Source organism: Enterobacter cloacae complex sp. GF14B (genome assembly GCF_004136805.1).
Lineage (GTDB): Bacteria > Pseudomonadota > Gammaproteobacteria > Enterobacterales > Enterobacteriaceae > Enterobacter > Enterobacter hormaechei_C.
Genome location: NZ_QFRV01000044.1, coordinates 1 through 24,648 on the forward strand (window position 1 = coordinate 1; position 24,648 = coordinate 24,648).

The following is a 24,648-nucleotide window of genomic DNA, read 5'->3' on the forward strand; positions in this document are numbered from 1 at the left end:
TGCCGGGTCGGGGAGCTGCGGGGCTACCGGCGCAGGTGCGGGAGCGGGTTCCGTTGCGCGGCTTTTAACGAACATGACGCCCGAGGCGGCAAACAGCCCCGCACTGCAAAGCAGAACAAGAAGATGTGGTTTAAAAGGCAACTTCATAGATTGACTCCAACGAGACGAGTGCAGTGCCGTGAGGCGTTGCTGTTGCCGCGAGTATCATTCACCCGTGTTTTACAGTTTTGACTTTTGTTGGGAAAAACTCTGAAGCATCCGGATAAAGAGTGTGAGTATTTATTACACAATTATATCGGATGGCTGAGCAGGCGACGGAAATTCAGAAGGCCGCTCTTGCGAGCGACCAGCAGCGCGTTGCCGGGGGGACGACAGACTTACGGAACTGCTTCCAGGCCCGGTGACGGGGTGCTACATCATGCTTAACGATTCAGCAAATTTTTTAATGTTGCTTTTTTGTAAACAGATTAACACTGTGCAGAAATCCTGCTATGCTGCCCGACGCGGTATCGGGCATTTACCCTACAAACTGCTGTCTCACAGGAGCGTGAAGAGAACGCCCGCCGCATATGACAATGAGAGCGAGGAGAACCGTCGTGCTAGAAGAATACCGTAAGCACGTAGCAGAACGTGCCGCCGAGGGAATTGTACCCAAACCGTTAGATGCAACCCAAATGGCCGCGCTCGTCGAGCTGCTGAAGAACCCGCCTGAGGGCGAAGAAGAATTCCTGTTAGATCTGCTGATCAACCGTGTACCGCCTGGCGTAGATGAAGCTGCCTACGTAAAAGCCGGATTCCTTGCCGCCGTTGCCAAAGGCGAAGCCACCTCCCCACTGGTTACTCCTGAAAAAGCGATTGAACTGCTCGGCACCATGCAGGGTGGCTATAACATTCATCCGCTGATTGACGCGCTGGATAACGACAAGCTGGCACCGATTGCCGCTAAAGCGCTCTCTTCAACGCTGCTGATGTTCGATAACTTCTACGATGTGGAAGAAAAAGCCAAAGCAGGCAACGTCTATGCGAAGCAGGTGATGCAGTCCTGGGCCGATGCCGAATGGTTCCTGAACCGCCCTCAGCTTGCTGAAAAAATTACCGTTACCGTCTTCAAAGTGACCGGTGAAACCAACACCGATGACCTCTCCCCGGCACCGGACGCGTGGTCTCGTCCTGATATCCCTCTGCACGCCCTGGCGATGCTGAAAAACGCCCGTGAAGGCATTGAGCCGGACCAGCCGGGCAGCGTTGGCCCGATCAAACAGATCGAAGCCCTGCAACAAAAAGGTTTCCCGCTGGCTTACGTGGGTGACGTTGTGGGTACCGGCTCTTCCCGTAAGTCCGCCACCAACTCCGTGCTGTGGTTCATGGGCGACGACATTCCGCACGTGCCAAACAAGCGCGGCGGCGGCCTGTGCCTCGGCGGCAAAATTGCGCCAATCTTCTTCAACACCATGGAAGATGCTGGCGCGCTGCCGATCGAAGTGGATGTCTCTAACCTGAACATGGGCGACGTGATTGACGTTTACCCGTATAAAGGCGAAGTGCGTAATCACGAAACTAATGAGCTGCTGGCAAGCTTTGAGCTGAAAACCGACGTGCTGATCGACGAAGTACGTGCTGGTGGCCGCATTCCGCTGATCATCGGCCGTGGCCTGACCACCAAAGCGCGTGAAGCGCTGGGTCTGCCGCACAGCGACGTGTTCCGTCAGGCGAAAGACGTGGCGGAAAGCAACCGTGGCTTCTCGCTGGCACAAAAAATGGTCGGTCGCGCCTGCGGCGTCGCTGGTATCCGTCCTGGCGCGTACTGCGAGCCGAAGATGACCTCCGTCGGCTCTCAGGACACCACCGGTCCAATGACCCGTGATGAGCTGAAAGACCTGGCGTGCCTGGGCTTCTCTTCCGATCTGGTGATGCAGTCCTTCTGCCACACTGCGGCGTATCCGAAGCCGGTTGACGTGACCACGCACCACACGCTGCCAGATTTCATCATGAACCGCGGTGGCGTGTCTCTGCGTCCGGGCGACGGCGTTATCCACTCCTGGCTGAACCGCATGCTGCTGCCGGATACCGTCGGTACCGGCGGTGACTCCCATACCCGTTTCCCAATCGGTATCTCCTTCCCGGCGGGTTCCGGTCTGGTGGCGTTTGCTGCCGCGACCGGCGTGATGCCGCTGGATATGCCGGAATCGGTGCTGGTGCGCTTCAAAGGTAAAATGCAGCCGGGTATTACCCTGCGCGACCTGGTTCACGCGATCCCGCTGTATGCCATCAAACAGGGTCTGCTGACCGTTGAGAAAAAAGGGAAGAAAAACATCTTCTCTGGCCGCATTCTGGAAATTGAAGGTCTGCCGGATCTGAAAGTTGAGCAGGCTTTCGAGCTGACCGATGCCTCCGCTGAGCGTTCGGCTGCGGGCTGTACCATCAAGCTGAACAAAGAGCCGATTATTGAGTATCTGAACTCTAACATCGTGCTGCTGAAGTGGATGATTGCAGAAGGCTACGGCGACCGTCGTACGCTGGAGCGTCGTATCCAGGGCATGGAAAAATGGCTGGCCGATCCGCAGCTGCTGGAAGCCGATGCTGACGCAGAGTACGCGGCGGTGATCGACATCGATCTGGCGGATATCAAAGAGCCAATCCTGTGTGCACCGAACGATCCGGACGACGCGCGTCCGCTGTCCGAAGTTCAGGGCGAGAAGATCGACGAAGTGTTCATCGGTTCGTGCATGACCAACATCGGCCACTTCCGTGCAGCCGGCAAGCTGCTGGATACCCACAAAGGCCAGCTGCCAACCCGTCTGTGGGTGGCGCCGCCAACCCGTATGGACGCGGCTCAACTGACCGAAGAGGGCTACTACAGCGTGTTTGGTAAGATCGGTGCGCGTATCGAAATTCCTGGCTGTTCCCTGTGTATGGGCAACCAGGCGCGCGTAGCCGACGGCGCGACGGTGGTCTCCACCTCGACCCGTAACTTCCCGAACCGTTTAGGTACCGGTGCGAACGTCTTCCTGGCCTCTGCGGAACTGGCGGCGGTTGCGGCGCTGATTGGCAAACTGCCAACGCCGGAAGAGTACCAGACCTTTGTGGCTCAGGTGGATAAGACGGCGGTGGATACCTATCGCTACCTGAACTTCGACCAGCTCTCTCAGTACACCGAGAAGGCAGACGGGGTGATCTTCCAGACGGCGGTATAAACAGCAAAACCGTCTCTACGAGACGGTTTTTAGTGTTTGCACCCTCTCCCGTGGGAGAGGGACGGGGTGAGGGCATCAGGCCGCAGGTCTTGCTCTCACCTTTTTATTTTCATTCCTCCCACCTCCCACGCTTTTTTTCTTCCTCGCTGCTGCGATAATTACCTTAATGGCTTTGCAGAGGAAAACACTATGGATTACGAATTTCTGCGCGACATCACCGGCGTGGTGAAAGTGCGAATGTCGATGGGGCACGAAGCCGTTGGACACTGGTTTAACGAAGAGGTGAAAGAGAACCTCGCGCTGCTGGATGAAGTTGAGCAGGCGGCGGAAACGGTGAAAGGCAGTGAACGCTCCTGGCAACGCGCCGGGCACGAATACACCCTGTGGATGGATGGCGAAGAGGTGATGGTGCGCGCCAACCAGCTTGAGTTCTCGGGTGATGAAATTGAAGAGGGGATGAGCTACTACGACGAAGAGAGCCTGTCGCTGTGCGGCGTGGAAGACTTACTGAGTGTGGTGAATGCCTACCGCGACTTTATGAAACAGAAGTAACTTCCCGAAGCGTCCCTGCTCCGGGTCACGTTTACACGGTCGGAATGTTACGGCCGTAGTAAATTTCGCGCATCTCTTTCCAGAGCAGGTCGGTAATGACCTTTCGCTCTTCCTCACTTAAATCTTCCGGCTTCGTGTGGAACATGTAGTGCTTAAGGTCGAATTCCTTAAGTAACATTTTGGTGTGGAAGATATTCTCCTGATAGACGTTCACATCCATCATGTCGTACAGCGACTTCATGTCCTCGGACATGAAGTTCTGAATGGAGTTGATCTCATGATCAATGAAGTGCTTCATGCCGTTGATATCACGGGTAAAACCGCGTACGCGATAATCAATGGTGACGATGTCCGATTCCAGCTGGTGGATTAAATAATTCAACGCATTCAGCGGTGAAATCACGCCGCAGGTGGACACTTCAATATCCGCGCGGAAGGTACACAGCCCGCCTTCCGGGTGGCTTTCCGGGTAGGTGTGCACGCAGATGTGGCTTTTATCCAGGTGAGCAACCACCACTTCCGGCAGCGGGCCGGGGTGTTCGGTTTTGTCGATAAGCTGTGGGTCAACCGGCTCTTCACTCACCAGAATGGTGACGCTCGCACCCTGAGGCTCATAATCCTGGCGCGCGATATTGAGGATGTTCGCGCCGATAATCGAGCAGGTCTCTGTCAGGATCTCGGTCAGACGGTTGGCGTTGTAGAGTTCATCGATATAGGCGATGTAACCATCGCGCTCTTCTGCTGTTTTGGCGTAGCAGATATCGTAAATACAAAAACTCAGGCTTTTGGTCAGATTGTTAAAGCCATGCAGTTTAAGCTTTTTCAATTAGTTCACCTCCTTTGAGGACAGCGCGTCTTGCAGATATTGAGGCAACGCAAAGGCTGCGGTATGAATAGCCGGATTGTAGTATCGGCACTGTAGACCTGCCTGATGGAAGCGGGCCTGAATAATTTCGGTGGAGAGATGACGTAATACGTCGTTATCCGTCGCCCAGGCAAAGGTCATGATACCGCCGTAGTAAGTGGGGATCGCCGCCTGGTAGAAGCTGACGTCAGCAAAATAGGTGCTCAGCTTACGGTGGCTATCAAGCGCTTCATCCTGTTGCAGGAAGCAAACGCCGTTTTGCGCCACAAAAATTCCGCCAGGCTTCAGGCAGCGCTTGCAGCCTTCGTAAAACGACGAGGTAAACAGCGACGCGCCCGGACCGATAGGGTCGGTACAGTCAGAGATAATGACATCAAACGTTTGCGTGGTCTGGTTAACAAAATTGACACCATCGTCGATAACCAGATTAAACCGCGGATCGTCATAGCTGCCGGCATTATGGTTGGGCAGATACTGGCGGCAGAACGACACGACCCCGGCGTCAATTTCCACCATGGTGATGGTTTCGACATTCTGATGGCGAGAGACTTCACGCAGCATCGCGCCGTCGCCGCCGCCGATAATCAGCACGTCCTTCGCGTGGCCGTGGGCCAGCAGCGGGACGTGGGTCATCATTTCGTGATAGATAAACTCGTCGCGCTCGGTGGTTTGCACCACGCCGTCCAGCGCCATCACGCGGCCAAAAGCGGCGTTTTCGAATATTATCAAATCCTGATGATCGGTTTTCTCATGATAGAGCACGTTATCCACGGCAAAATACTGACCAAAATGGTCGTGCAGCGTTTCTTGCCATACCGTTTTTTCGGTCATGGGGAGCACCTCCTTCGTTAACATCCATTACATCCGGCAGATGGGCGCAACACAACACCACCGTGAGGCGGTTAGCGGGTCAACAAGGGGCGTCGGGAAGGTTACTTCACGTAGGCGAGCAGGCTGAGTGAATCGCGAGCCAGCGCTTTGCATTTTTTAGCAGTGGGAATGCCAATACCGCTTAAATCACGGTAGCTGTCTTCACCGAGCGCCTTCATGTCGAAGCTGTCGTAGTTGCTGAGGTCCCATTGATTCTGCTGGGCAAAAAAGACCAGTGCGCGACGAATTTGCCCATTGGGTAAATTCTGGTAACCACAATCGTTTTTCAGAAAAACAAAAACTGCCGTCAGATCGGCCATATCTTCCGCTTCGTTTTCACTTAGCGCGTAACTGTTCGCACACATCGCCATCAGGCTGGCGAACAAAATTGTTCTGAAAAACGTCTTCATTGCCTTTACCACTGCATCACGGAAAATTAACGTTAGCATACTTGATGCCAGGCCGACGATCTTTATTATTGCCGCCGTGCTTGACCTTCCGGTAAGGGGAGGGTTTATGCTCAAAAGATCGCCTGCTGGAAATAAGGAAATGCACATGCAACGTCGTGATTTTTTAAAATTTTCTGCCGCGCTGGGGGTTGCCAGCGCGATACCTCTCTGGAGCCGCGCCGTTTTTGCCGCCGACAGAACGGCTTTACCCATTCCTGAATTACTCGCCCCAGATGCCCGCAGCCGCATTCAGCTTGTGGTGCAGGCCGGTAAAACCACGTTCGGTCAGCACGCCGCCACGACGTGGGGGTATAACGGCAATCTGCTCGGCCCGGCGTTGCAGTTACGCAAAGGGAAGGCGGTGACGGTAGACATTCATAACACGCTTGCGGAAGAGACCACGCTGCACTGGCACGGGCTGGAAGTCCCGGGCGAAGTGGATGGGGGGCCTCAGGGCGTCATCAGGCCTGGTGGTAAACGCAGCGTAACCTTTACCCCGGAACAACGCGCGGCGACCTGCTGGTTCCACCCGCATCAGCATGGCAAAACGGGCCATCAGGTGGCGATGGGGCTGGCCGGGCTGGTGCTGATTGAAGACGATGAAAGCCGCCTGCTGCGCCTGCCGAAACAGTGGGGTATCGACGATGTCCCGGTGATTGTGCAGGACAAAAAATTCAGCGCTGACGGGCAAATTGACTATCAGCTGGTCGTAATGAGCGCGGCGGTAGGCTGGTTTGGCGATACGCTGCTGACCAACGGCGCGATCTACCCGCAGCATGCCGCGCCAAAAGGCTGGCTGCGCTTACGTCTGCTTAACGGCTGTAACGCCCGCTCCCTGAACTTCGCCACCAGCGATAAACGCCCGCTTTATGTAGTGGCAAGCGACGGCGGCCTGCTGCCGGAGCCGGTGAAGGTGAGCGAGCTGCCGATGCTGATGGGCGAGCGCTTCGAGGTGTTGGTGGATATCAGCGATGGCAAAGCGTTTGACCTGGTGACCCTGCCGGTCAGCCAGATGGGGATGGCCGTCGCGCCGTTTGATAAGCCGCATCCGGTCCTGCGCATTCAGCCGCTACAGATCACCGCCTCCGGTACGCTGCCGGAGACCCTCACCACGCTGCCAGCACTCCCGTCGCTGGACGGGCTTACGCAGCGTAAACTTAAGCTTTCCATGGACCCGATGCTCGACATGATGGGCATGCAGGCGCTGATGAAGAAGTACGGCAATCAGGCCATGGCGGGAATGCATCACGGCCAGATGATGGGCCATATGAATATGGATCATGGCAATATGGGCGGCATGGATCACGGCGGCCATGGTTTCGATTTCCACAATGCCAACCGCATCAACGGCAAAGCGTTCGATATGAATACGCCCATGTTCGCCGCCACGAAAGGGCAGTTTGAACGCTGGGTGATTTCAGGCGAAGGGGACATGATGCTGCACCCGTTCCATATCCACGGCACGCAGTTCCGTATTCTGTCTGAAAATGGTAAAGCGCCGGAGCCGCATCGCGCGGGCTGGAAAGATACGGTGAGGGTGGAAGGCGGCGTCAGCGAGGTGCTGGTGAAGTTCGACCACGAGGCACCGAAAGAGTTTGCCTATATGGCCCACTGTCATCTGCTGGAGCATGAAGATACGGGGATGATGCTCGGTTTTACCGTATAAAAAAAGCCGGGTGGCGGCTTCGCCTTACCCGGCCTACATAGGGCACCCGTAGGCCCGGTAAGCGTTAGCGCCACCGGGCTTTTTCGTTACTTAGCGTCGTCAGGCAGTGCATACGCGACAATATAGTCGCCCATCTTCGTGCCAAACGAACCGTGACCACCCGCGGAGATGACAACATACTGTTTGCCATTCACTTCATAGGTCATCGGCGTTGCCTGTCCACCGGCTGGCAGACGGCCTTGCCACAGTTTTTCACCGTTGGTCATGTTGTACGCGCGCAGGTAGTTATCTGCGGTTGCCGCGATAAACAGCACGTTACCGGCGGTGGAGATTGGGCCACCCAGCATTGGCATACCCATATTGAACGGCACTGGAACAGGCATCGGGAACGGCATGCTGTCCTGTGGCGTACCAATACGTTTTTTCCAGACGATCTTATTGGTCTTCAGATCCAGACCGGAGATATAACCCCAGGCAGGCTGTTTACACGGCAGACCGAACGGAGAAAGGAACGGATTCAGGGTCACACCATAAGGAACGCCATACTGCGGCTGGATACCGGCTTCGGTACCGCTGCCTTTCGCATCTTTCGGCTGCTCCATTGGGTTACCCGGACCGCGTGGGATCAGACGGGAAACGAACGGCAGCGCCATTGGGTTAGCGATGGCGACCTGACGGTTAGGGTCAACGGAGATCCCACCCCACTCGAACATCCCCAGGTTACCCGGGAAGACCAGCGTGCCCTGCTCTGAAGGCGGCGTGAAGATGCCTTCATAGCGCAGTTGATGGAACATCACGCGGCACACCAGCTGGTCAAACATGGTGGCACCCCACATGTCTGCACCGCTGAGATCTTTCTTCGGACGGAAGCTCAGGTCAGAGAACGGCTGCGTTTTGGTGACGTAGTCGCCTTTGGCCGCGCCCTGCGGAACCGGTTTTTCTGGCGCAGGAACAACCAGCTTACCGTTGCTGCGATCCAGCACGAAGATGTTGCCGGTTTTGGCCGGGGCGTAAATCACCGGAACGGTTTTACCGTTAACGGTAATGTCCGCCAGCGTCGGCTGGGACGGCATATCCATATCCCACAGATCGTGGTGAACGGTCTGGTAGCTCCATGCCAGTTTACCGGTCGTTGCGTTCAGCGCCACGATGGAGCTGGCGTAACGTTCCTGCTCCGGCGTGCGGTTACCGCCCCAGATATCCGGCGTGGTCACGCCCATCGGCAGGTAAACCAGGTCCAGCTTCGCGTCATACGCTGCCGGTGCCCAGGAGTTCGGTGAGTTAAAGGTAAAGGTGTGTTCATCGGATGGGATCGCGTTAGGATCTTTCGCGCCCGGGTCGAAGGCCCACAGCAGTTTACCGGTGTTCACGTCGAAACCACGGATAACGCCGGAGGTTTCGCGGGTAGAGAAGTTATCCGTTACCGAACCGGCAATCACGATGGTTTTATCAGTGATGATTGGCGGGGAGGTCGGCTCATACAGACCCGGCGTAGTGTCCGGCATGTTGGTCTGAAGATTCAGAATGCCTTTGTTAGCGAAGGTTTCGCACAGCTTACCGGTCTCAGCGTTGATGGCAAACAGGCGGCCATCGTTCACCGGCAGCATAATGCGGCGAGGACAGTCGGCAATGACTTCCGGGCTGGCATTATCTGCGCGCGCTTCGTTGTAAGAGACGCCGCGGCAGGTGATGTGCTGGAACGACGGGTTGGAGTTCAGCTGTGGATCAAAGTGCCATTTCTCTTTACCGGTGGCCGCGTCGAGCGCGAACAGGCGCTGGTGCGCCGTACACAGGTAGAGCATGTTGCCCACTTTAATCGGGGTCACTTCGTTGGTCAGCTCACCCGGATCGTTTGGCATCTTCAGGTCGCCGGTACGGAATACCCAGGCTTCCTTAAGGTTTTTCACGTTGTCCGCGTTGATCTGCTTCAGCGGGGAGTAGCGTTGACCTTCCTGGTTACGACCATAAGCAGGCCAGTCACCGTCCGCCACCTGCGAAATAGCCGCAGCCGGCGTGAATTCCGCGTTCAGCGTGCCATTGATCTCCTGCGGGTCGTTAAAACCGGCCCAGGTCAGGATGCCGCCACTAATCAGCAGAGCAACGACCAGACCGGCCACGGCGCCACTGGAAGGGACAATCAGACGACGCCAGACAAACGGCAGGATCAGCCAGATACCGAAGAAGACCAGAATGTCGCTGCGCGGCGTCAGCGCCCAGAAGTCGAACCCGACTTCCCAGACGCCCCAGATCATGGTTGCGAGCAGTAACGCTGCGTACAACCACAGAGCAGATTGTTTTCTGCGTAAAAGCAGGACGGTTACGCCAACCATAACCAGACCCGCAATCGGGTAGTACCAGGAGCCGCCAATCGCGACCAGCCATACGCCACCGATTAACAAATACAGCGCGCAGAATGCGGCAAACGCGGCTGTTAATGTCACCAGTAGACGCGGCTGTTTAGTTTTTGTTTCAGCCATAGAAAAGTACTCGTCAGTTTTGTTAATTATTTGCTAGCAATTAATTATAGGTATTAACAACTGTGATCGGAATCACAAATATTGCTTTTTATAACTCATACGCCAGGCTTATCCATTTACTGGTATAATGGCTGACTTGCGTATCGATGCCGGAGCGAGAGTCATCCGCATTGAGAGATTTTCACTAAAATCATTTGGTTAGTAATATGAAACATACTGTTGAAGTGATGATCCCGGAAGCCGAGATCAAAGCGCGTATCGCCGAACTGGGTCGTCAAATCACCGAACATTACAAGGACAGCGGCAGCGAAATGGTGCTGGTCGGTTTGTTGCGTGGCTCTTTCATGTTCATGGCAGACCTGTGCCGTGAAGTGCAGGTGCCGCACGAGGTCGATTTTATGACCGCCTCCAGTTACGGCAGCGGCATGTCCACAACCCGTGATGTGAAAATCCTGAAAGATCTGGATGAAGATATTCGTGGCAAAGATGTGTTGATTGTTGAGGACATCATCGACTCCGGCAACACGCTCTCTAAAGTGCGTGAGATCCTGAGCCTGCGTGAACCAAAATCACTGGCGATTTGTACACTGCTGGATAAGCCTGAGCGCCGTGAAGTGCAGGTGCCGGTGGAGTTCGTTGGTTTCTCCATCCCGGACGAATTCGTGGTGGGTTACGGCATTGATTACGCACAGCGTTATCGCCATCTGCCGTATGTTGGGAAAGTGGTGATTCTGGACGAATAATTGCGGGCTGATGCCCTCACCCCAGCCCTCTCCCACAGGGAGAGGGTGAAAACCCCCGGCTTTGTTATTTATGGTTAACGTGCTTAAGCTTGAGGTTGGCAATTCCCGAGCGGTAACGCTGTTCCAGCGTTTCGCGGTTGGTGGCGGTCACTTCCAGATTGCGCAGTAGGCCGTCGTGAATACCGTACGCCCAGCCGTGGATAGAGACCTTCTGCCCGCGTTTCCAGGCAGACTGCATAATCGTCGAATGGCCCAGGTTATACACCTGCTCCATCACGTTCAGCTCACACAGCGTGTCGAGACGGCGCTCCTGCGGCATTTCGCCCAGTAGTGAGCTATGTTTGAACCAGATATCACGAATGTGCAGCAGCCAGTTATCGATTAACCCCAGCTCTGTATTTTCGACCGCCGCCTGCACGCCGCCGCAGCCGTAGTGGCCGCAGATAATAATGTGCTCGACCTCCAGAACATCAACGGCATACTGAACAACCGAAAGGCAGTTGAGATCGGTATGAATAACCAGGTTAGCCACATTGCGGTGAACAAACAGTTCGCCAGGTTCAAGACCAGTCAGACGTTCGGCGGGGACGCGGCTGTCAGAACATCCAATCCAGAGAAAGCGTGGGTTCTGCGCTTGCGCGAGTTTTCCAAAAAATCCGGGGTCTTCCTCCACCAGCATTTTTGACCATAGTGCATTGTTGCTGATGAGTGTATCTATGTCGTTCATGGAGGTTAGCGACCTGTAACCAAGTGATTGCGTTGCGCTACTATAGGGTAACCCGACTTTTAATGAAACCACACAACGTGTGTCAGAACTTAAGGTAAGTTGAATTCATGGCGATTGCACTGGAGCTTGAACAGCTCAAAAAAACCTACCCGGGGGGCGTCCAGGCGCTGCGCGGGATAGATCTTAAAGTCGAAGCGGGAGATTTCTACGCGCTTCTGGGGCCGAACGGGGCAGGGAAATCCACCACCATCGGGATCATCAGTTCACTGGTCAATAAAACCTCGGGCCGCGTCAGCGTGTTTGGCTACGATCTGCAAAAAGATGTGGTCAACGCCAAGCGCCAGCTGGGGCTGGTGCCGCAGGAGTTCAACTTTAACCCGTTTGAGACGGTACAGCAGATTGTTGTTAACCAGGCGGGTTACTATGGCGTGGAGCGCAAAGAGGCGCTTGAGCGCAGCGAAAAGTACCTGAAACAGCTTGATCTGTGGGAGAAACGTAACGAGCGCGCGCGGATGTTGTCCGGAGGGATGAAGCGCCGCCTGATGATTGCCCGCGCGCTGATGCACGAGCCAAAGCTGCTTATCCTTGATGAGCCGACCGCTGGTGTGGATATTGAACTGCGTCGCTCCATGTGGGGTTTCCTGAAAGATCTGAACGACAAAGGCACCACCATCATTCTGACCACGCACTACCTGGAAGAGGCGGAAATGCTGTGTCGCAATATCGGCATCATTCAGCACGGTGAGCTGGTGGAAAACACCTCGATGAAGAATCTGCTCTCCAAGCTCAAATCAGAGACCTTTATCCTCGATCTGGCGGCGAAAAGCGCGCTGCCGAAACTGGAGGGCTACAACTATCGCCTGGTCGATACCTCGACGCTGGAGGTAGAAGTGCTGCGCGAGCAGGGTATTAACAGCGTGTTCTCACAGTTGAGTGCGCAGGGCATTCAGGTATTAAGCATGCGTAACAAAGCAAACCGACTGGAAGAGCTGTTTGTCTCTCTGGTGCACGACAAACAAGGAGACAAGGCATGACGCATCTTTACTGGGTCGCGCTGAAAAGCATCTGGGCGAAAGAGATTAACCGCTTTATGCGTATCTGGGTGCAAACCCTGGTGCCGCCGGTGATCACCATGACGCTCTACTTCATCATTTTCGGCAACCTTATTGGCTCCCGCATTGGTGAGATGCACGGCTTCACCTATATGCAGTTTATCGTGCCGGGCCTGATCATGATGGCGGTGATCACCAACGCCTACGCGAACGTGGCGTCCTCATTCTTCAGCGCCAAGTTCCAGCGCAACATTGAAGAGCTGCTGGTGGCGCCGGTGCCAACGCACGTCATCATCGCCGGTTACGTGGGCGGCGGCGTGGCGCGCGGGCTGTGCGTGGGTATCCTGGTAACGGCCATTTCGCTGTTCTTCGTGCCGTTTCAGGTTCACTCCTGGCTTTTCGTGGCGCTGACGCTGCTGCTCACCGCGATTCTGTTCTCGCTGGCCGGCTTGCTGAATGCCGTGTTCGCCAAAACGTTCGATGACATCAGCCTGATCCCGACCTTCGTACTGACGCCGCTGACCTATCTGGGCGGGGTGTTTTACTCCCTGACGCTGCTGCCGCCGTTCTGGCAGGCACTCTCGCACCTGAACCCGATTGTCTACATGATCAGCGGTTTCCGCTTCGGTTTCCTCGGCATCACCGACGTGCCGCTGTTCACCACCGTCGTCGTGCTGGTGGTGTTTATCGTGGCGTTCTACCTGCTGTGTTGGTATTTGATCCAGCGTGGACGTGGGCTGCGTAGCTAACCTTCTGCCCGGCAGACGTTCTGTTTGCCGGGCACTTTCTTTGACAGTTATCACCGTAAACTAACCTTCACCTGGATAAACTACTCGCCTGCTAAGGAGAGACGTTATGCTGGGATGGGTTATCACCTGCCACGATGAAGAGGCACAGGAAATGCTCCTGAAGCTGGAGGCCCGATTTGGCCCTCTGGCGCAATGTCGTGCGGTAAATTACTGGCGAGGGCTGAGCACCAACATGCTCAGCCGGATGATGTGCGACGCGCTGCATGAAACCGACACCGGTGATGGCGTGATTTTTCTCACCGACAAATCGGGCGCGGCGCCTTACCGTTCAGCAGCGTTAATGAGCCATAAGCATGATAATTGTGAAGTGATCTCCGGTATCAGCCTGCCTTTACTCGAAGCGATGTATCCGCTGCGCGCAACGTTGAGCAGCGCTGAGTTTCGCCACGCCATTGTGGCGCAGGGCTCCCCGGGCGTGAGCAGCCTGTGGCACCAGCAGCAGAAGAACCCGCCTTTCGTTCTGCTTCACGATCTGTATAAGCATTAAACATTGGTATTGATGTCGCTTTTGCTACAATGGCGACTGATTTTCCGTATCGATTTATATCCCATGCTCATGCGCGTTATCTTTATCCTTCTGGTGCTGGTTTCCGGTGGTGCGTCTGCCAGCCTGACCAGTCAGCAAGGCCTTCCTGCCCAATATATGCAAACCACCGAAGATGCGGCCATCTGGGCGCAGGTGGGAAATGCCGTCGTGAATGTAGGGAATGTTCGCGCCGGGCAGATCCTCGCTGTCTTTCCGGCCGCGGCGGATTACTATGAATTTCGTTTCGGATTCGGCACGGGGTTTATTGATAAAGACCACCTTGAAAAAGTGCAGGGCAAACAACGTGTTGAGGATAGCCTGGGTGACTTGAACAAGCCGCTCAGTAATCAAAACCTCATCACCTGGAAAGACACGCCGGTGTATAACGCCCCCAGCAGCGGAAGCGCGCCTTTTGGCACCTTAAGCGCCAATCTTCGCTATCCGATTCTGAATAAGCTGAAAGACCGCCTGAACCAGACATGGTTTCAGATCCGTATCGGTAATCGTCTGGCGTGGATCAGCAGCCTCGATGCACAGGAAGATAACGGGCTACCGGTTCTGACTTACCATCATATTTTGCGTGATGAAGAGAACACCCGTTTTCGACATACCTCCACGACGACCAGCGTACGTGCGTTTAATAATCAGATGGCCTGGTTACGCGATCAAGGCTATACCACGCTGACGATGTACCAGCTTGAAGGGTACGTGCGTAACAAGATGAACCTACCCGCGAAAGCAGTGGTGATCACCTTTGATGATGGTCTCAAATCGGTGAGCCGCTACGCGTACCCTGTTCTGAAAGAATATGGCTTCAACGCGACGGCGTTTATAATTTCATCACGTATCAAAGGCCATCCGCAGAAGTGGGATCCAAAATCGCTACAGTTTATGAGCGTTCAGGAAATCAAGGGCATCCAGGATGTGTTCGACATTCAGTCTCACACCCATTTCCTGCATCGCGTGGATGGCTATAAACACCCCATCCTGTTGAGCCGTAGCTATCACGTGATCCTGTTTGATTTTGAACGATCACGTCGTGCACTGGCGCAGTTCAACCCGCGCGTGTTGTATGTGTCGTATCCGTTTGGCGGCTATGACAATAAAGCGATTAAAGCGGCGAACGATGCGGGGTTTCATCTGGCGGTGACCACGGTGAAAGGGAAGGTGAAGCCGGGGGATAATCCGTTCCTGTTGAAGCGTTTGTATATATTAAGAACGGACTCACTGGAGACGATGTCGCGGCTGATCAGTAATCAGCCGCAGGGATAGCGGTTAGTCGTATGAAAGGGTGAATACGCCGGTGGCTTTAAACGACCCCGGTTTCACTGTGCTTCCGTTTGCTACCAGTTGAGCAACATAATTAATTTGCTTGGATTCCGGGGTTTGGTAATCCGTTATGACATAGGATGAGTCAGGATTATTCGGCAGGAGTTGAGAGGTTCCGTTATACATAATTTTCACGCCTGCGCCCTCAGCTCCGGACGAAAGCGTATTTCCAAGAAGATCATTATTTTTTCCGGTTAGCTTTGAGGTGGTGAGTTTGGTTGTGATATTTGCCACACTGGTACAATTGCTTAAGCTAATTGAAAAAGGGATATCCTTAACCCGATTGTTTTTAATGTCTGAAACATAATATTCTCCCAGGTTAACATCATTAGTGCCATCTGAAAGCATGGCCATGTCGCAGGTTGGAAGAACGATCGGGATCTGGAATGAGTCTTCGTTGACCACAAATGTCCATGGTTGGTTGTTAGAATCATTTGGATTACCAATAGCCATTTTACCCAGAGTGCCGGGTTTGGGTCTGATTGAGGTTTCTTTGTTCGGGTTGCCTCTGTAACCTGCATCAATATAAATTTGAACTGAGGTGTTTATCCATTTTTCATCCCAGGGATCAGAATTTCCGGAGGATGCAACGGTAGTCCAGTCAGTAGTATTCATAGCGAAATAGCCACCCATGCCTCCGTCACTTTCTGCGGTGTGGACCCTTACGGAATAATAAATCCCCGGAATATTTGTTTCAAACATAGCCCTGCCATAACTGCTCCCCTTTAGCAAGGTCGGGTTTGTTTGTGACACGAGGTTAAAACCATCGTCCCCCATACCACATTCGGCCTGAATGCCCGGTGTCAGGTTAACGTTAAAAAGAGTACTGGCATAATTACCCGGAGGGGGAAGACGTACGGTGCCACCTGAGTATTCGGAATTGATCAGCGTGGTTGTGCCGCCTTTTCCATTATTCATGCGACACTCAGCTGCCCAGCAGGAGTGGCTGAGGGTTAATAACACGCTCGCCATGGCAAACGCCATTGTGCCTTTCACGGTGAAACCCTGTCTTATAAAGTTGAACATTCTCATCCTTTTTCCTGTTCTGATTATTATTCGTAAGTGACGTCAACTAATACTTTACTGGTAACGACACCACCAGCCACTACGCCAATATTTTGATATCGGGCATAGAACTGATAATCCGTTAAAAATGCAGTATCCTGACCGCTTACGTCATAAGTGATTTTTGACGTGCCGTCGTTGTTTAAAACATTCTTTTTATATCTTTCAGAGAAAACGACGACGCCGACATTTTTTGCCGCGCCTGCGGCGGTATCATCACTTTTGAAAACCTGATTTTGTCCTGGCCAGAAACCCGACTGCGGCGAAAAGCTAAAACTCAGCTTTTTAGCCGTACTGCTGTCTCCATAGCAATCATCTACATGGATCTTAAAAGGCGTACCGCCTGCATCATCGGTTGCAGTAAAACGATCGCTACCATCCGGGTTATAAAACCAGCTGCGCATTACATTGGGGAGATAAATTTCGCCGTCATTTTCCACGGTCATCTTACAAGTGCTATTAACAATGTTAGCGGTAATATTTACGTCTAATCCTGAGCTTGCCTGGCCTACGCCAGGCAAGATGCCACCAGCCAAGCCCATAAGCAACACAAGACCGGGCTGGTATAAAGTAAACGGTGATTGTTGCATGCTGGTTCCTGGTATTATGGATAAGTGATAGTAAACGTGACTGGCGCATTAACCGCCCCCGCGCCTACTTCAGCAATGGTTTGGCCTTGTCCGATAACGATACGGGAATTCATCGGGAATTCACCGGTACCATCAGTAATGGTGACATCCTTAGCAGCCGGAGGCGTGTTGCAGCTCATAAGCTCGCCAGTATCGACAACACCCGACCAGATCTCAAAGCCCGTTGCTAAGCCGCCGGAGTAAGAATCACCCGTCTTGTTGACGCCACTGCATTCACCACCAGCGCCTTTCGCAGCGGACACCGTTGCCTTGGTTACTCCAGAACAGTTGGTGAAACTAATCTTGAGCGGCTCGACACGGGTTTTGTTCACCAGATCGGATTTGTATACGTCGCCGAACGCAATTTCAGTGGAAGCTGTGCCTGCATCGTTAAGTACTTTTGCGGTACATGTGCCTGATACAATTTTTGATTTAATCGTTAATTCGACACTAGGGGTGCCTGTAATAGCTGCGCTTGCCATTCCCGAGAACAGAAGGGCAGAAACGGACAGGGCGATAAAAGTAAAATTGAATTTCATAATGTTGCTCCGTTTTCCTGCACTAATCACTCGTAGATAAATTCAAAGGTCGCCACGGCCTGAAAATCACCTATGGTCATCCTGTTTTCCTGTGTTTCACGTAAGGTGGCCACCAGAGCAACTTCCTTATTCTGGATTTCTGTCGGACTCCAGACCAGGCGCTCGTTATCGTCCTCAGAGTTAATGATAAACGGGGCATCCGGTGCGCTGGCTCTGGCAATCTCAACAGCAGAGTAGTCTGCACCTCCGTCGATTTTTTGTATTTGGTTAATAAGGCCTGAGTACAAATATCCAGATCTTGTTCCCGATACTTTGGTTTTCAATGAGGTCAGTGATGCCGGGCATTCAACGAGCACAATTTTGAAATTGGCATTTGCCGTTCCGGCTTTGACATCATCTAAACGTACCTGTCCGTTATTACCGATAGTCAGCGTTTGCTGCGTATCTGAACCCGTATCGCCGACCAGTTTCATATCGCAGGTGGTTTCGCGGATATTGGCAGTAAAGTTAACATTGAGATCGGCTGCCGCAGCAGAACCTGACATCGCTAACATTGCTAATGCGATTAATGAATAACCGCAATGATTTTTCTTCATATTATTTCCCATGGGTGTGATTCCCTGTTTTAACATCATTACATTTGGCACTGTTGATTACTCAGAATCGTGGTTAAGCCTGCTTTCTTCGCATTTTCAGGAATCTGATAATGCACCGTGCAGGAGCTGGAACCATCGCTTCCCCATACCACCCGGAGAGCGCCTTTGTTTTCCACACCGCGTACATAAGCTTGTCCTGCCTGGCCTACCGTTCCGATAGATTCGTTTTTCTCATTCAGAACGTCAGCACCTAGCGGAATAAAGCCGTTATCAGAACGTTGTAATTCCAGAACAAGCGAACGGCCTTCATCCGTTTCAAAATTCACAAATACAACGGAGCCATTGCGAGGTACGGCAACTGCGCTTGTATTTTTGATTTCAACGTCTGCTTCGAGAGTGCTGATATCGAGCGATACTCGGTTTTCTCTGTAGGCTGACATATACGGCATAATCCCGTACCCGGAACTGTTAATGCGGCTTTGGCCGTAACCCAGCCGAGCACCCGTTGCGCCACTTGCTTTTACCAGCGCAAGTGAATCCGTTTCGCCGATACTGCCTGATGTAAATACAACGCCACCCGAGTGAACAACCATTCCGCCGTTATAACTCGCGGAATACTGTTTACTATTGTCATCGCCAAAGGACGCCGAGACACCGAGCGGCCCGTAAGGACTGTTCCATGAGCTATAGCCACTGACCTGGTTCAGGTTGCCGTAGTTGCCCCCGCTTGATGAGGCGCTAACGGAATAGCTCACTTCACTGTTTTTGGAGTTGCCGCTTGCCGTAGAGTTAAAACTGGTACCGCCTTTTAAATCAGTGCGCAGGCTCATGTTGACGTTATTAAATCCGCCTGACTGCGCGTTATCCTTATTGAATATGCTGAATGGAATACTGACGTTTAAATAAACGCTGTCATCCTTTTCCCCTGTTTCGTTGTACGTGCGTTGCACAGAAACGCTATAGCTACCGTAAGCAAAACTATTGTTGTAACCCACGCTGTAGTCGGAAGTGGAGCTGGAATCATTCCAGTAATCCTGCCAGGTACCGCTAATATAGAGTGAGCCGTATTCATCACCGTTAACATTCAATGGCTGGTTCAGGCTGACCTGTATCTGGTTTTTGGTACGCTGATAATCAGCATAAAGCTCGGCATTGCTGTCATAAGATCGATTGCCATATTCCTCGTGGTGAATACTGTCCTGCAATGAGGCGGCATCGTTAAGGCTGAGATAATCTTCTGTTGAGAAGCGATAAGCTGCCACGTTAAGAGATGTGTTAGTGGCTTCAAGCATTTTGCTGTAGGTCAGCCGATAACTCTGCCCTTTAAGCGTGTCCAGCCCGTCGATATCGGCATAGGACCCGGTAACATCTAAAGCGAATGCACCAATACGGGTATTCATAGCCAGACCAAGCAGGCCGGCGTAGAAATCCATATCCGTATATTGCGCACCCACGTAACCGGTAAAGGTATTATTCAGACCATACGCGTAAGTTGCGTAGCCAACGTTTGGCTTATCATGCAATGAATCATCATTCAGCTCACCTATACCCACATCCCAGCGGCTGGAGCCAGGGCGGAGCATTTGTGTAACTGAGGAGAACGGAACGGTAAACGTCCGTTTACTTCCATCGGCTTCCTCTACAGTGACAATCAAATCATTACCATAGCCTGTTGTACTGAGGTCATTGATCTCGAAAGCACCGGGTGGAACGGTGGTTTCATAGATTTTATTGCCGCTTTGCATAACGCTAACTTTGGCATTACTGTTTGCCACACCACGAATTACTGGCGCGTAGCCAGAGGTGCCTTGCGGGAGCATGCGGTCATCGTTATACATACGCGCACCACGCAGGCTCACCGAGTCAAAGACATCACCGCGTGTGTAGGAATCACCCATTACCATCTGTGCGTTAAGTGGTGTGATGTCTCGCTGGAGGTATATATCCTGGCTGGAATAATGTGTGCCATTATCACTGTCCCAGTTCAGACTGCCGCGAGAACGTAAACGCCACGGCCCCACGTTCAGGCCATAATGCAAGCCCGCATAAGCGGTATCTGAATTGGTGCCGTTTGACTCGCTGTGCCAGGTATTAAGATCGTATGAAAGTAATCCGGCCGGAACACCATTATCCCATAATGAAGGATCGACATACCCTGCTGGAAGCTTAAGCACGTAGATTTGCGGGAAATTAAGATCCATTTCCTGCTTGCTACTATCAAAATTTTCAGAAGCACCGGGATAATATTTTTTGATATCTACGCAAGACGTTTCGTCGTCTTTGACATCATCGCCTAATATGCTGGTATCAACGCCTGCCTGTGTCAGCGTGAGTTTAGTCAGACATGCTGAGGCACGTGGCGTTTTGTTATCAATGAACGCCATCTCGACCGTGGATTTTGAATTGCCATTCAAATTCACTTTTACACGGTAAGTACCTGGCAGAACTGGGTTGCCATAAGCATAACGATCGACATTGATACCTCCACCATTATCGATAAGGAACTGGTCATTAAATTCAATGGCCGATTCTGTTTCGGATGAGGTGTCTACAGCTTTTTTTTCAGTCTCGCTGGCATGCAGAGGAAATGCTGCACAGATTGCGAGACATAAAATTGATCGTTGAAATAGCATGCTTCATCCAGACAAGTCGTCGTATGAATGCTATGAATCATTCATACGTATTATATTTATAATGTGGCAGTGATGCGGTTATTAGTTTACTTTGCTTTCAAAAGTATCAGAGCCGCCATTGTCATTAATGGTTTCGTAAGCAACAGTGCCGGTGGCAGTACTACCTAAACCTTTTACCTGCATTATTTGAGTACTAAACGGTAAAATAGATTTATGCTCAACCTGGTACTCTTTATTTGCTGATTTCAGCTTTACATTTGAAATAGAAACGTTGTAAGGGGAATCATTGTGTGCAATCAGGTTTAGCGTATTACCTTGTTTTTGTTGCGACCACGTTACCCTGGCTGCTGCATTTCCTGGCGTACCTTTCAGGCCGTCAGGTCGGAAAAAGAGTTTAATACGTGTGCGGAATGCCAGCTGGAGCTGGTTAGGATTTTCACCGTCTTTCACTTTTGACTTCGGTGGAATCTCGAGCACATTGAACCAGAATAGGGATTCGCGATCTTGCGGCAATGAACCACCCAGGTACGAGATCCGAACGGATTGACCTTTTTGGGGATCAATTCGGGATACTGGTGGAGTAATTATAAACGGTAGTTTTAATTCCTGTGGATTGGTGTCATCGCGACCGTCATCGAGCCATGATTGAACTAATAGTGGCTTTTTGCCACGGTTGTCTAAAGAAACAATGACATCTTTTTGCGACTGCTGATAAACAATACGTGTTCCCGAAATAACGATATCTGCGCTTGCCTGGAATGACGCGACAGCAGCAACTGTAAAGCAGGCAGCTTTAAATCCTTTATAAAATGATGTGCTTAACATTTTTCCACTTCCTGTTGGAATGATATCAATAGTCCCCTGACGTACGTCAGGGGATAATATGAGCATTTTATCTATGCTTTTAAAATTACTCGTAGATCATGGTGAATGCAGCTTGTGCCTGAACCACACCAGCTGACACTGGGTTGTTGGCCGCATCCCAGTTCTGACCTTGGGTATACGCTACACGGTAGTAAAGTGCGCCTGCGCCTGTGGTATCAATCGTTGCTTTCTGGGTATTGTTGGTCTGATCCAGTTTGATCTGATCGGTAGCGGAGTTGCCATCGTTTGACAGTACCAGATTGACGTTTTTAGCGGCGCCTTGAGTGTTTGATGGTGGAACCAGCAGACCGCCGGAAGTTGAAGAAGAACCCGCCCAGGAATCAAACTGAGCGGATGCCTGTTTGACGGTAGCAGAATCACAACCTGTCAGGGTGAGGGAGAATTTCTTTTCTCCCAGGGTGCTGGTGGTACCCAGCGCATTAGCGAAGTCTTTTACAAACACGGTATCCAGGTTAACGTCAAAATCATTACCATCCTGGTCAATCTTCTGATCCAGGGATACTTTACAGGTGTTATTAGAAACCATACCGTGGAAAGTAATAGTGCCTGTATCTGAAGGAATATCAGCTGCCATTGCAGAACCCGCACTCAGAACCATTGCTACTACAGTTGCCAGACCTAATTTATTAAAAGACATTTTTTATATCCATATTTAAATGCTAGAAAAGTGCACATAAGCAAGGCTTATGTTCGTTCCGAACAGATGCTTCGGGAAAAGGATTCTAAGTGATGAGTAATGGTTGTGAGAAGCCGTTAGATGTTAGAAATACTTAAACGATCTTTAAGCCAATGTGATTATTTAATAGTGAGTGATAATAATTGTTCATCATTTTGATGATCAGGTGTTCGGCAGGGTGACTTTAATATATTAATAAAAATATATAAAAAGAACGCTATTCATTTTAATTATGTATAAATTACCCAACCTATTTTGCCGGGTAATTTATAACAGTACTATTGGCTTAGGCAACCTGAACAGGAATTGCCTTCGCAATGCGTTTCATTTCATTATCGCCTTCAAAGTAGGCCACTTTAGGCTGCCAGCGACGTGCTTCTTCGTCAGACATCATCACAAAGCTGGCAATAATGACGATATCGCCTACGTCCGCGCAGTGCGCTGCTGCCCCATTAACGGAGATGATTTTAGATCCGCGTTCAGCGGCAATCGCGTACGTTGAAAAGCGTTTGCCGTTATTAACGTTCCAGATATCAATAGCTTCGTTTTCGAGAATACCCGCCGCGTCGAGAAAATCCTGGTCGATCGCGCAGGAGCCTTCATAGTGCAGGTCGGCCTGGGTGACTTTCACACGGTGAAGCTTACCTTGTAGCATTTTGCGAATCATTACGTTTACCTTTCACTTCCGGGTAGTAAAACTACGCCAGTTCAACCACTTTGTTATCGATAAGGCGGGCCTGACCGAGCCATGCCGCCACCAGAATTACCGCACGCTTGCTGGTCTCTGTAAGCGCCAGAAGCGTATCGGCATCCCGAATTTGAACGTCGTCAGCACGAAGACCTTTCTCGTTCAGCGCCTGTTCAGCCAGAGCGATAATTTCTTCTGCGGTTAACTCTTTTGCCAGCAGTTGCTCTGCCATGGTATTCATGACTTTGCTTAAACCCGGCGCAATTTTACGCTGTTCGGCGGTCAGATAGCCGTTACGGGAGCTGAGCGCCAGGCCATCTTTCGCACGCACAATCGGTACGCCGACTATCTCAATGTCGTAGCCCATATCGGCAACCATTTTGCGGATCAGCGCCAGCTGCTGGAAATCTTTCTCGCCAAAACAGGCGATGTCCGGCTGCACCAGGTTAAACAGCTTGCTGACGATGGTAGAAACGCCACGGAAATGGCCCGGGCGGCTGGCGCCCTCCAGCATGGTCGAAATACCCGGCACATCGACGTAGGTCGATTCAGTGGTGCCCTGGGGATATACATCTGCGGGGGCCGGAGCGAAGACGATATCCGCATGACGTTTTTTGAGCTTCTCGCAATCTTCCTGCAAGGTACGTGGGTAGCGCGCCAGATCGTCTTCGCGATCGAACTGCATCGGGTTAACGAAGATACTGACTACCACAATATCTGCACGGGCTCTCGCTTCATCGACCAGCTTCATATGGCCGTCGTGCAGGTTGCCCATGGTTGGAACAAGGGCGATACGTTTACCTTCCTGACGTGCACGGCGGATATGCTGGCGCAGCAGCGGCAGAGTTTCTATGATTAGCACACCTGGACTCCTTAATGGAAACTGTGTTCTTCGCCCGGATAAACGCCGGACTCAACCTCGGCAATATACTGCCGCACAGCAGCACGCATGTCGCCTGCTTCTGTCAGGAAATTTTTAGCAAATTTTGGAATGTGGCCGCCGGTGATCCCGAAGGCGTCGTGCATGACCAGAATCTGGCCATCGGTGACGTTGCCCGCGCCGATGCCGATCACCGGAATCGACAGCGCCTCAGTGATACGCTTAGCCAGCTCAACCGGTACACACTCCAGCACCAGCAGCTGTGCGCCCGCGGCTTCCAGCGCCACGGCATCATCAAACAGCGTCTGCGCCGCATCGCCTCGGCCCTGCACCTTATATCCGCCAAAGATGTTGACAGACTGCGGCGTCAGCCCCAAATGACCACAAACCGGCACGGCGCGTTCGGTAAGCATTTTTACTGTATCGACCAGCCAGGCGCCGCCTTCGATTTTGACCATATTGGCGCCAGCACGCATCACTGTCGCCGCATTTTCAAAGGCCTGTTCCGGGGTGGCATACGCCATAAACGGCAGATCGGAAAGCAGCAGGCAGGCGGGCGCACCCCGGCGCACGGCGCGGGTATGGTAAGCAATATCCTCGACCGTGACCGGCAGAGTGGAATCATGTCCTTGTACCGTCATCCCTAACGAGTCCCCGACCAGCATGACGTTGATCCCTTCTTCGGCAAACAGTTTTGCGAAGCTGTAATCATACGCGGTGATAGTGGCGAAGCGTTTTTTTTCCTGTTTGCATTTCTGCAATAAGGAGATGGTGGTTGGTTTCATACTGTTTCCTGAT

Annotated in this window: 23 protein-coding genes; 8 read left to right on the forward strand and 15 right to left on the reverse strand. The window is 52.2% G+C overall.

From position 1 onward, the window contains the following. The first annotated feature begins 596 nt into the window (after window positions 1–596). Window positions 597–3,194: a bifunctional aconitate hydratase 2/2-methylisocitrate dehydratase gene (gene acnB / locus DD606_RS15105; protein ID WP_129258816.1), complete on the forward strand. Its 2,598-nt coding sequence runs from the start codon at window positions 597–599 to the stop codon at window positions 3,192–3,194. Window positions 3,195–3,383: 189 nt separating this feature from the next. Next, a complete protein-coding gene (yacL, locus tag DD606_RS15110) occupies window positions 3,384–3,746 on the forward strand; it encodes a protein YacL (protein WP_129258818.1) in 363 nt (120 codons plus the stop codon). A 31-nt stretch (window positions 3,747–3,777) separates the two neighbouring features. Here the strand turns inward: yacL and speD are convergent, their stop codons facing one another. From speD to DD606_RS15125, 3 genes are all read right to left on the reverse strand, one after another. Next, window positions 3,778–4,572: an adenosylmethionine decarboxylase gene (speD, locus tag DD606_RS15115; protein WP_003856308.1), complete on the reverse strand. Its 795-nt coding sequence runs from the start codon at window positions 4,570–4,572 to the stop codon at window positions 3,778–3,780. Further along, complete coding sequence (speE, locus tag DD606_RS15120) at window positions 4,573–5,442, reverse strand: polyamine aminopropyltransferase (protein WP_045330972.1); 870 nt, start codon at window positions 5,440–5,442, stop codon at window positions 4,573–4,575. Window positions 5,443–5,543: 101 nt separating this feature from the next. Continuing rightward, window positions 5,544–5,891 (reverse strand): YacC family pilotin-like protein, encoded by a 348-nt coding sequence (locus tag DD606_RS15125; RefSeq protein ID WP_003856306.1) that lies wholly within the window; start codon window positions 5,889–5,891, stop codon window positions 5,544–5,546. 145 nt (window positions 5,892–6,036) lie between these two features. On the opposite strand from DD606_RS15125, the gene cueO reads away from it, so the two are divergent. After that, the gene (gene cueO / locus DD606_RS15130) at window positions 6,037–7,596 is read left to right on the forward strand and encodes a multicopper oxidase CueO (protein WP_129258820.1); all 1,560 of its coding nucleotides are present in this window, start codon (window positions 6,037–6,039) and stop codon (window positions 7,594–7,596) included. Between the two features lie 86 nt (window positions 7,597–7,682). Here cueO and DD606_RS15135 read toward each other — a convergent pair whose 3' ends face one another. After that, window positions 7,683–10,073: a glucose/quinate/shikimate family membrane-bound PQQ-dependent dehydrogenase gene (locus DD606_RS15135; RefSeq protein ID WP_129258822.1), complete on the reverse strand. Its 2,391-nt coding sequence runs from the start codon at window positions 10,071–10,073 to the stop codon at window positions 7,683–7,685. Window positions 10,074–10,279: 206 nt separating this feature from the next. On the opposite strand from DD606_RS15135, the gene hpt reads away from it, so the two are divergent. After that, window positions 10,280–10,816, forward strand: coding sequence for a hypoxanthine phosphoribosyltransferase (gene hpt, locus DD606_RS15140; protein ID WP_003856303.1), 537 nt, complete (start codon window positions 10,280–10,282; stop codon window positions 10,814–10,816). Between the two features lie 64 nt (window positions 10,817–10,880). Here hpt and can read toward each other — a convergent pair whose 3' ends face one another. Continuing rightward, entirely contained in the window at window positions 10,881–11,543 is a 663-nt protein-coding gene (can, locus tag DD606_RS15145) for a carbonate dehydratase (RefSeq protein ID WP_003856301.1), read from the reverse strand. A 107-nt stretch (window positions 11,544–11,650) separates the two neighbouring features. Here can and DD606_RS15150 point away from each other — a divergent pair, with 107 nt between their 5' ends. The 4 genes from DD606_RS15150 to DD606_RS15165 all read left to right on the forward strand — a co-directional run bounded on the left by DD606_RS15150 (window position 11,651) and on the right by DD606_RS15165 (window position 15,202). After that, window positions 11,651–12,577, forward strand: coding sequence for an ABC transporter ATP-binding protein (locus DD606_RS15150; protein WP_003856300.1), 927 nt, complete (start codon window positions 11,651–11,653; stop codon window positions 12,575–12,577). Beyond that, window positions 12,574–13,344: an ABC transporter permease gene (locus DD606_RS15155; protein WP_003856297.1), complete on the forward strand. Its 771-nt coding sequence runs from the start codon at window positions 12,574–12,576 to the stop codon at window positions 13,342–13,344. Before DD606_RS15150 ends, DD606_RS15155 begins: the two co-directional genes overlap by 4 nt. A gap of 106 nt (window positions 13,345–13,450) precedes the next feature. Continuing rightward, window positions 13,451–13,891: a PTS sugar transporter subunit IIA gene (locus tag DD606_RS15160; RefSeq protein WP_032608521.1), complete on the forward strand. Its 441-nt coding sequence runs from the start codon at window positions 13,451–13,453 to the stop codon at window positions 13,889–13,891. 63 nt (window positions 13,892–13,954) lie between these two features. Beyond that, window positions 13,955–15,202 (forward strand): polysaccharide deacetylase family protein, encoded by a 1,248-nt coding sequence (locus DD606_RS15165; protein ID WP_032608523.1) that lies wholly within the window; start codon window positions 13,955–13,957, stop codon window positions 15,200–15,202. Window positions 15,203–15,205: 3 nt separating this feature from the next. Here DD606_RS15165 and DD606_RS15170 read toward each other — a convergent pair whose 3' ends face one another. The 10 genes from DD606_RS15170 to panB form a co-directional block, all read right to left on the reverse strand. Continuing rightward, window positions 15,206–16,291: a fimbrial protein gene (locus DD606_RS15170; protein ID WP_049126913.1), complete on the reverse strand. Its 1,086-nt coding sequence runs from the start codon at window positions 16,289–16,291 to the stop codon at window positions 15,206–15,208. Window positions 16,292–16,311: 20 nt separating this feature from the next. Further along, a complete protein-coding gene (locus DD606_RS15175; RefSeq protein ID WP_045895257.1) occupies window positions 16,312–16,914 on the reverse strand; it encodes a fimbrial-like protein in 603 nt (200 codons plus the stop codon). A gap of 14 nt (window positions 16,915–16,928) precedes the next feature. Beyond that, a complete protein-coding gene (locus DD606_RS15180; protein ID WP_023324165.1) occupies window positions 16,929–17,492 on the reverse strand; it encodes a hypothetical protein in 564 nt (187 codons plus the stop codon). Between the two features lie 26 nt (window positions 17,493–17,518). Beyond that, window positions 17,519–18,088: a fimbrial protein gene (locus DD606_RS15185; protein ID WP_032610176.1), complete on the reverse strand. Its 570-nt coding sequence runs from the start codon at window positions 18,086–18,088 to the stop codon at window positions 17,519–17,521. Window positions 18,089–18,126: 38 nt separating this feature from the next. Next, window positions 18,127–20,721 carry an outer membrane usher protein gene (locus tag DD606_RS15190; protein WP_045895259.1) on the reverse strand — a complete coding sequence of 865 codons (2,595 nt, stop codon included), beginning with the start codon at window positions 20,719–20,721 and terminating at the stop codon, window positions 18,127–18,129. Between the two features lie 81 nt (window positions 20,722–20,802). After that, window positions 20,803–21,546, reverse strand: a complete 744-nt coding sequence (locus DD606_RS15195) for a fimbrial chaperone (protein WP_023324168.1) — start codon at window positions 21,544–21,546, stop codon at window positions 20,803–20,805. Window positions 21,547–21,631: 85 nt separating this feature from the next. Further along, the gene (locus tag DD606_RS15200; protein WP_023324169.1) at window positions 21,632–22,243 is read right to left on the reverse strand and encodes a fimbrial protein; all 612 of its coding nucleotides are present in this window, start codon (window positions 22,241–22,243) and stop codon (window positions 21,632–21,634) included. A gap of 325 nt (window positions 22,244–22,568) precedes the next feature. Then, window positions 22,569–22,949, reverse strand: a complete 381-nt coding sequence (panD, locus tag DD606_RS15205) for an aspartate 1-decarboxylase (RefSeq protein ID WP_022647084.1) — start codon at window positions 22,947–22,949, stop codon at window positions 22,569–22,571. Between the two features lie 31 nt (window positions 22,950–22,980). Then, window positions 22,981–23,832: a pantoate--beta-alanine ligase gene (gene panC / locus DD606_RS15210; protein WP_003856282.1), complete on the reverse strand. Its 852-nt coding sequence runs from the start codon at window positions 23,830–23,832 to the stop codon at window positions 22,981–22,983. 11 nt (window positions 23,833–23,843) lie between these two features. Further along, window positions 23,844–24,635: a 3-methyl-2-oxobutanoate hydroxymethyltransferase gene (gene panB, locus DD606_RS15215; RefSeq protein WP_003856280.1), complete on the reverse strand. Its 792-nt coding sequence runs from the start codon at window positions 24,633–24,635 to the stop codon at window positions 23,844–23,846. Window positions 24,636–24,648: the final 13 nt, after the last annotated feature.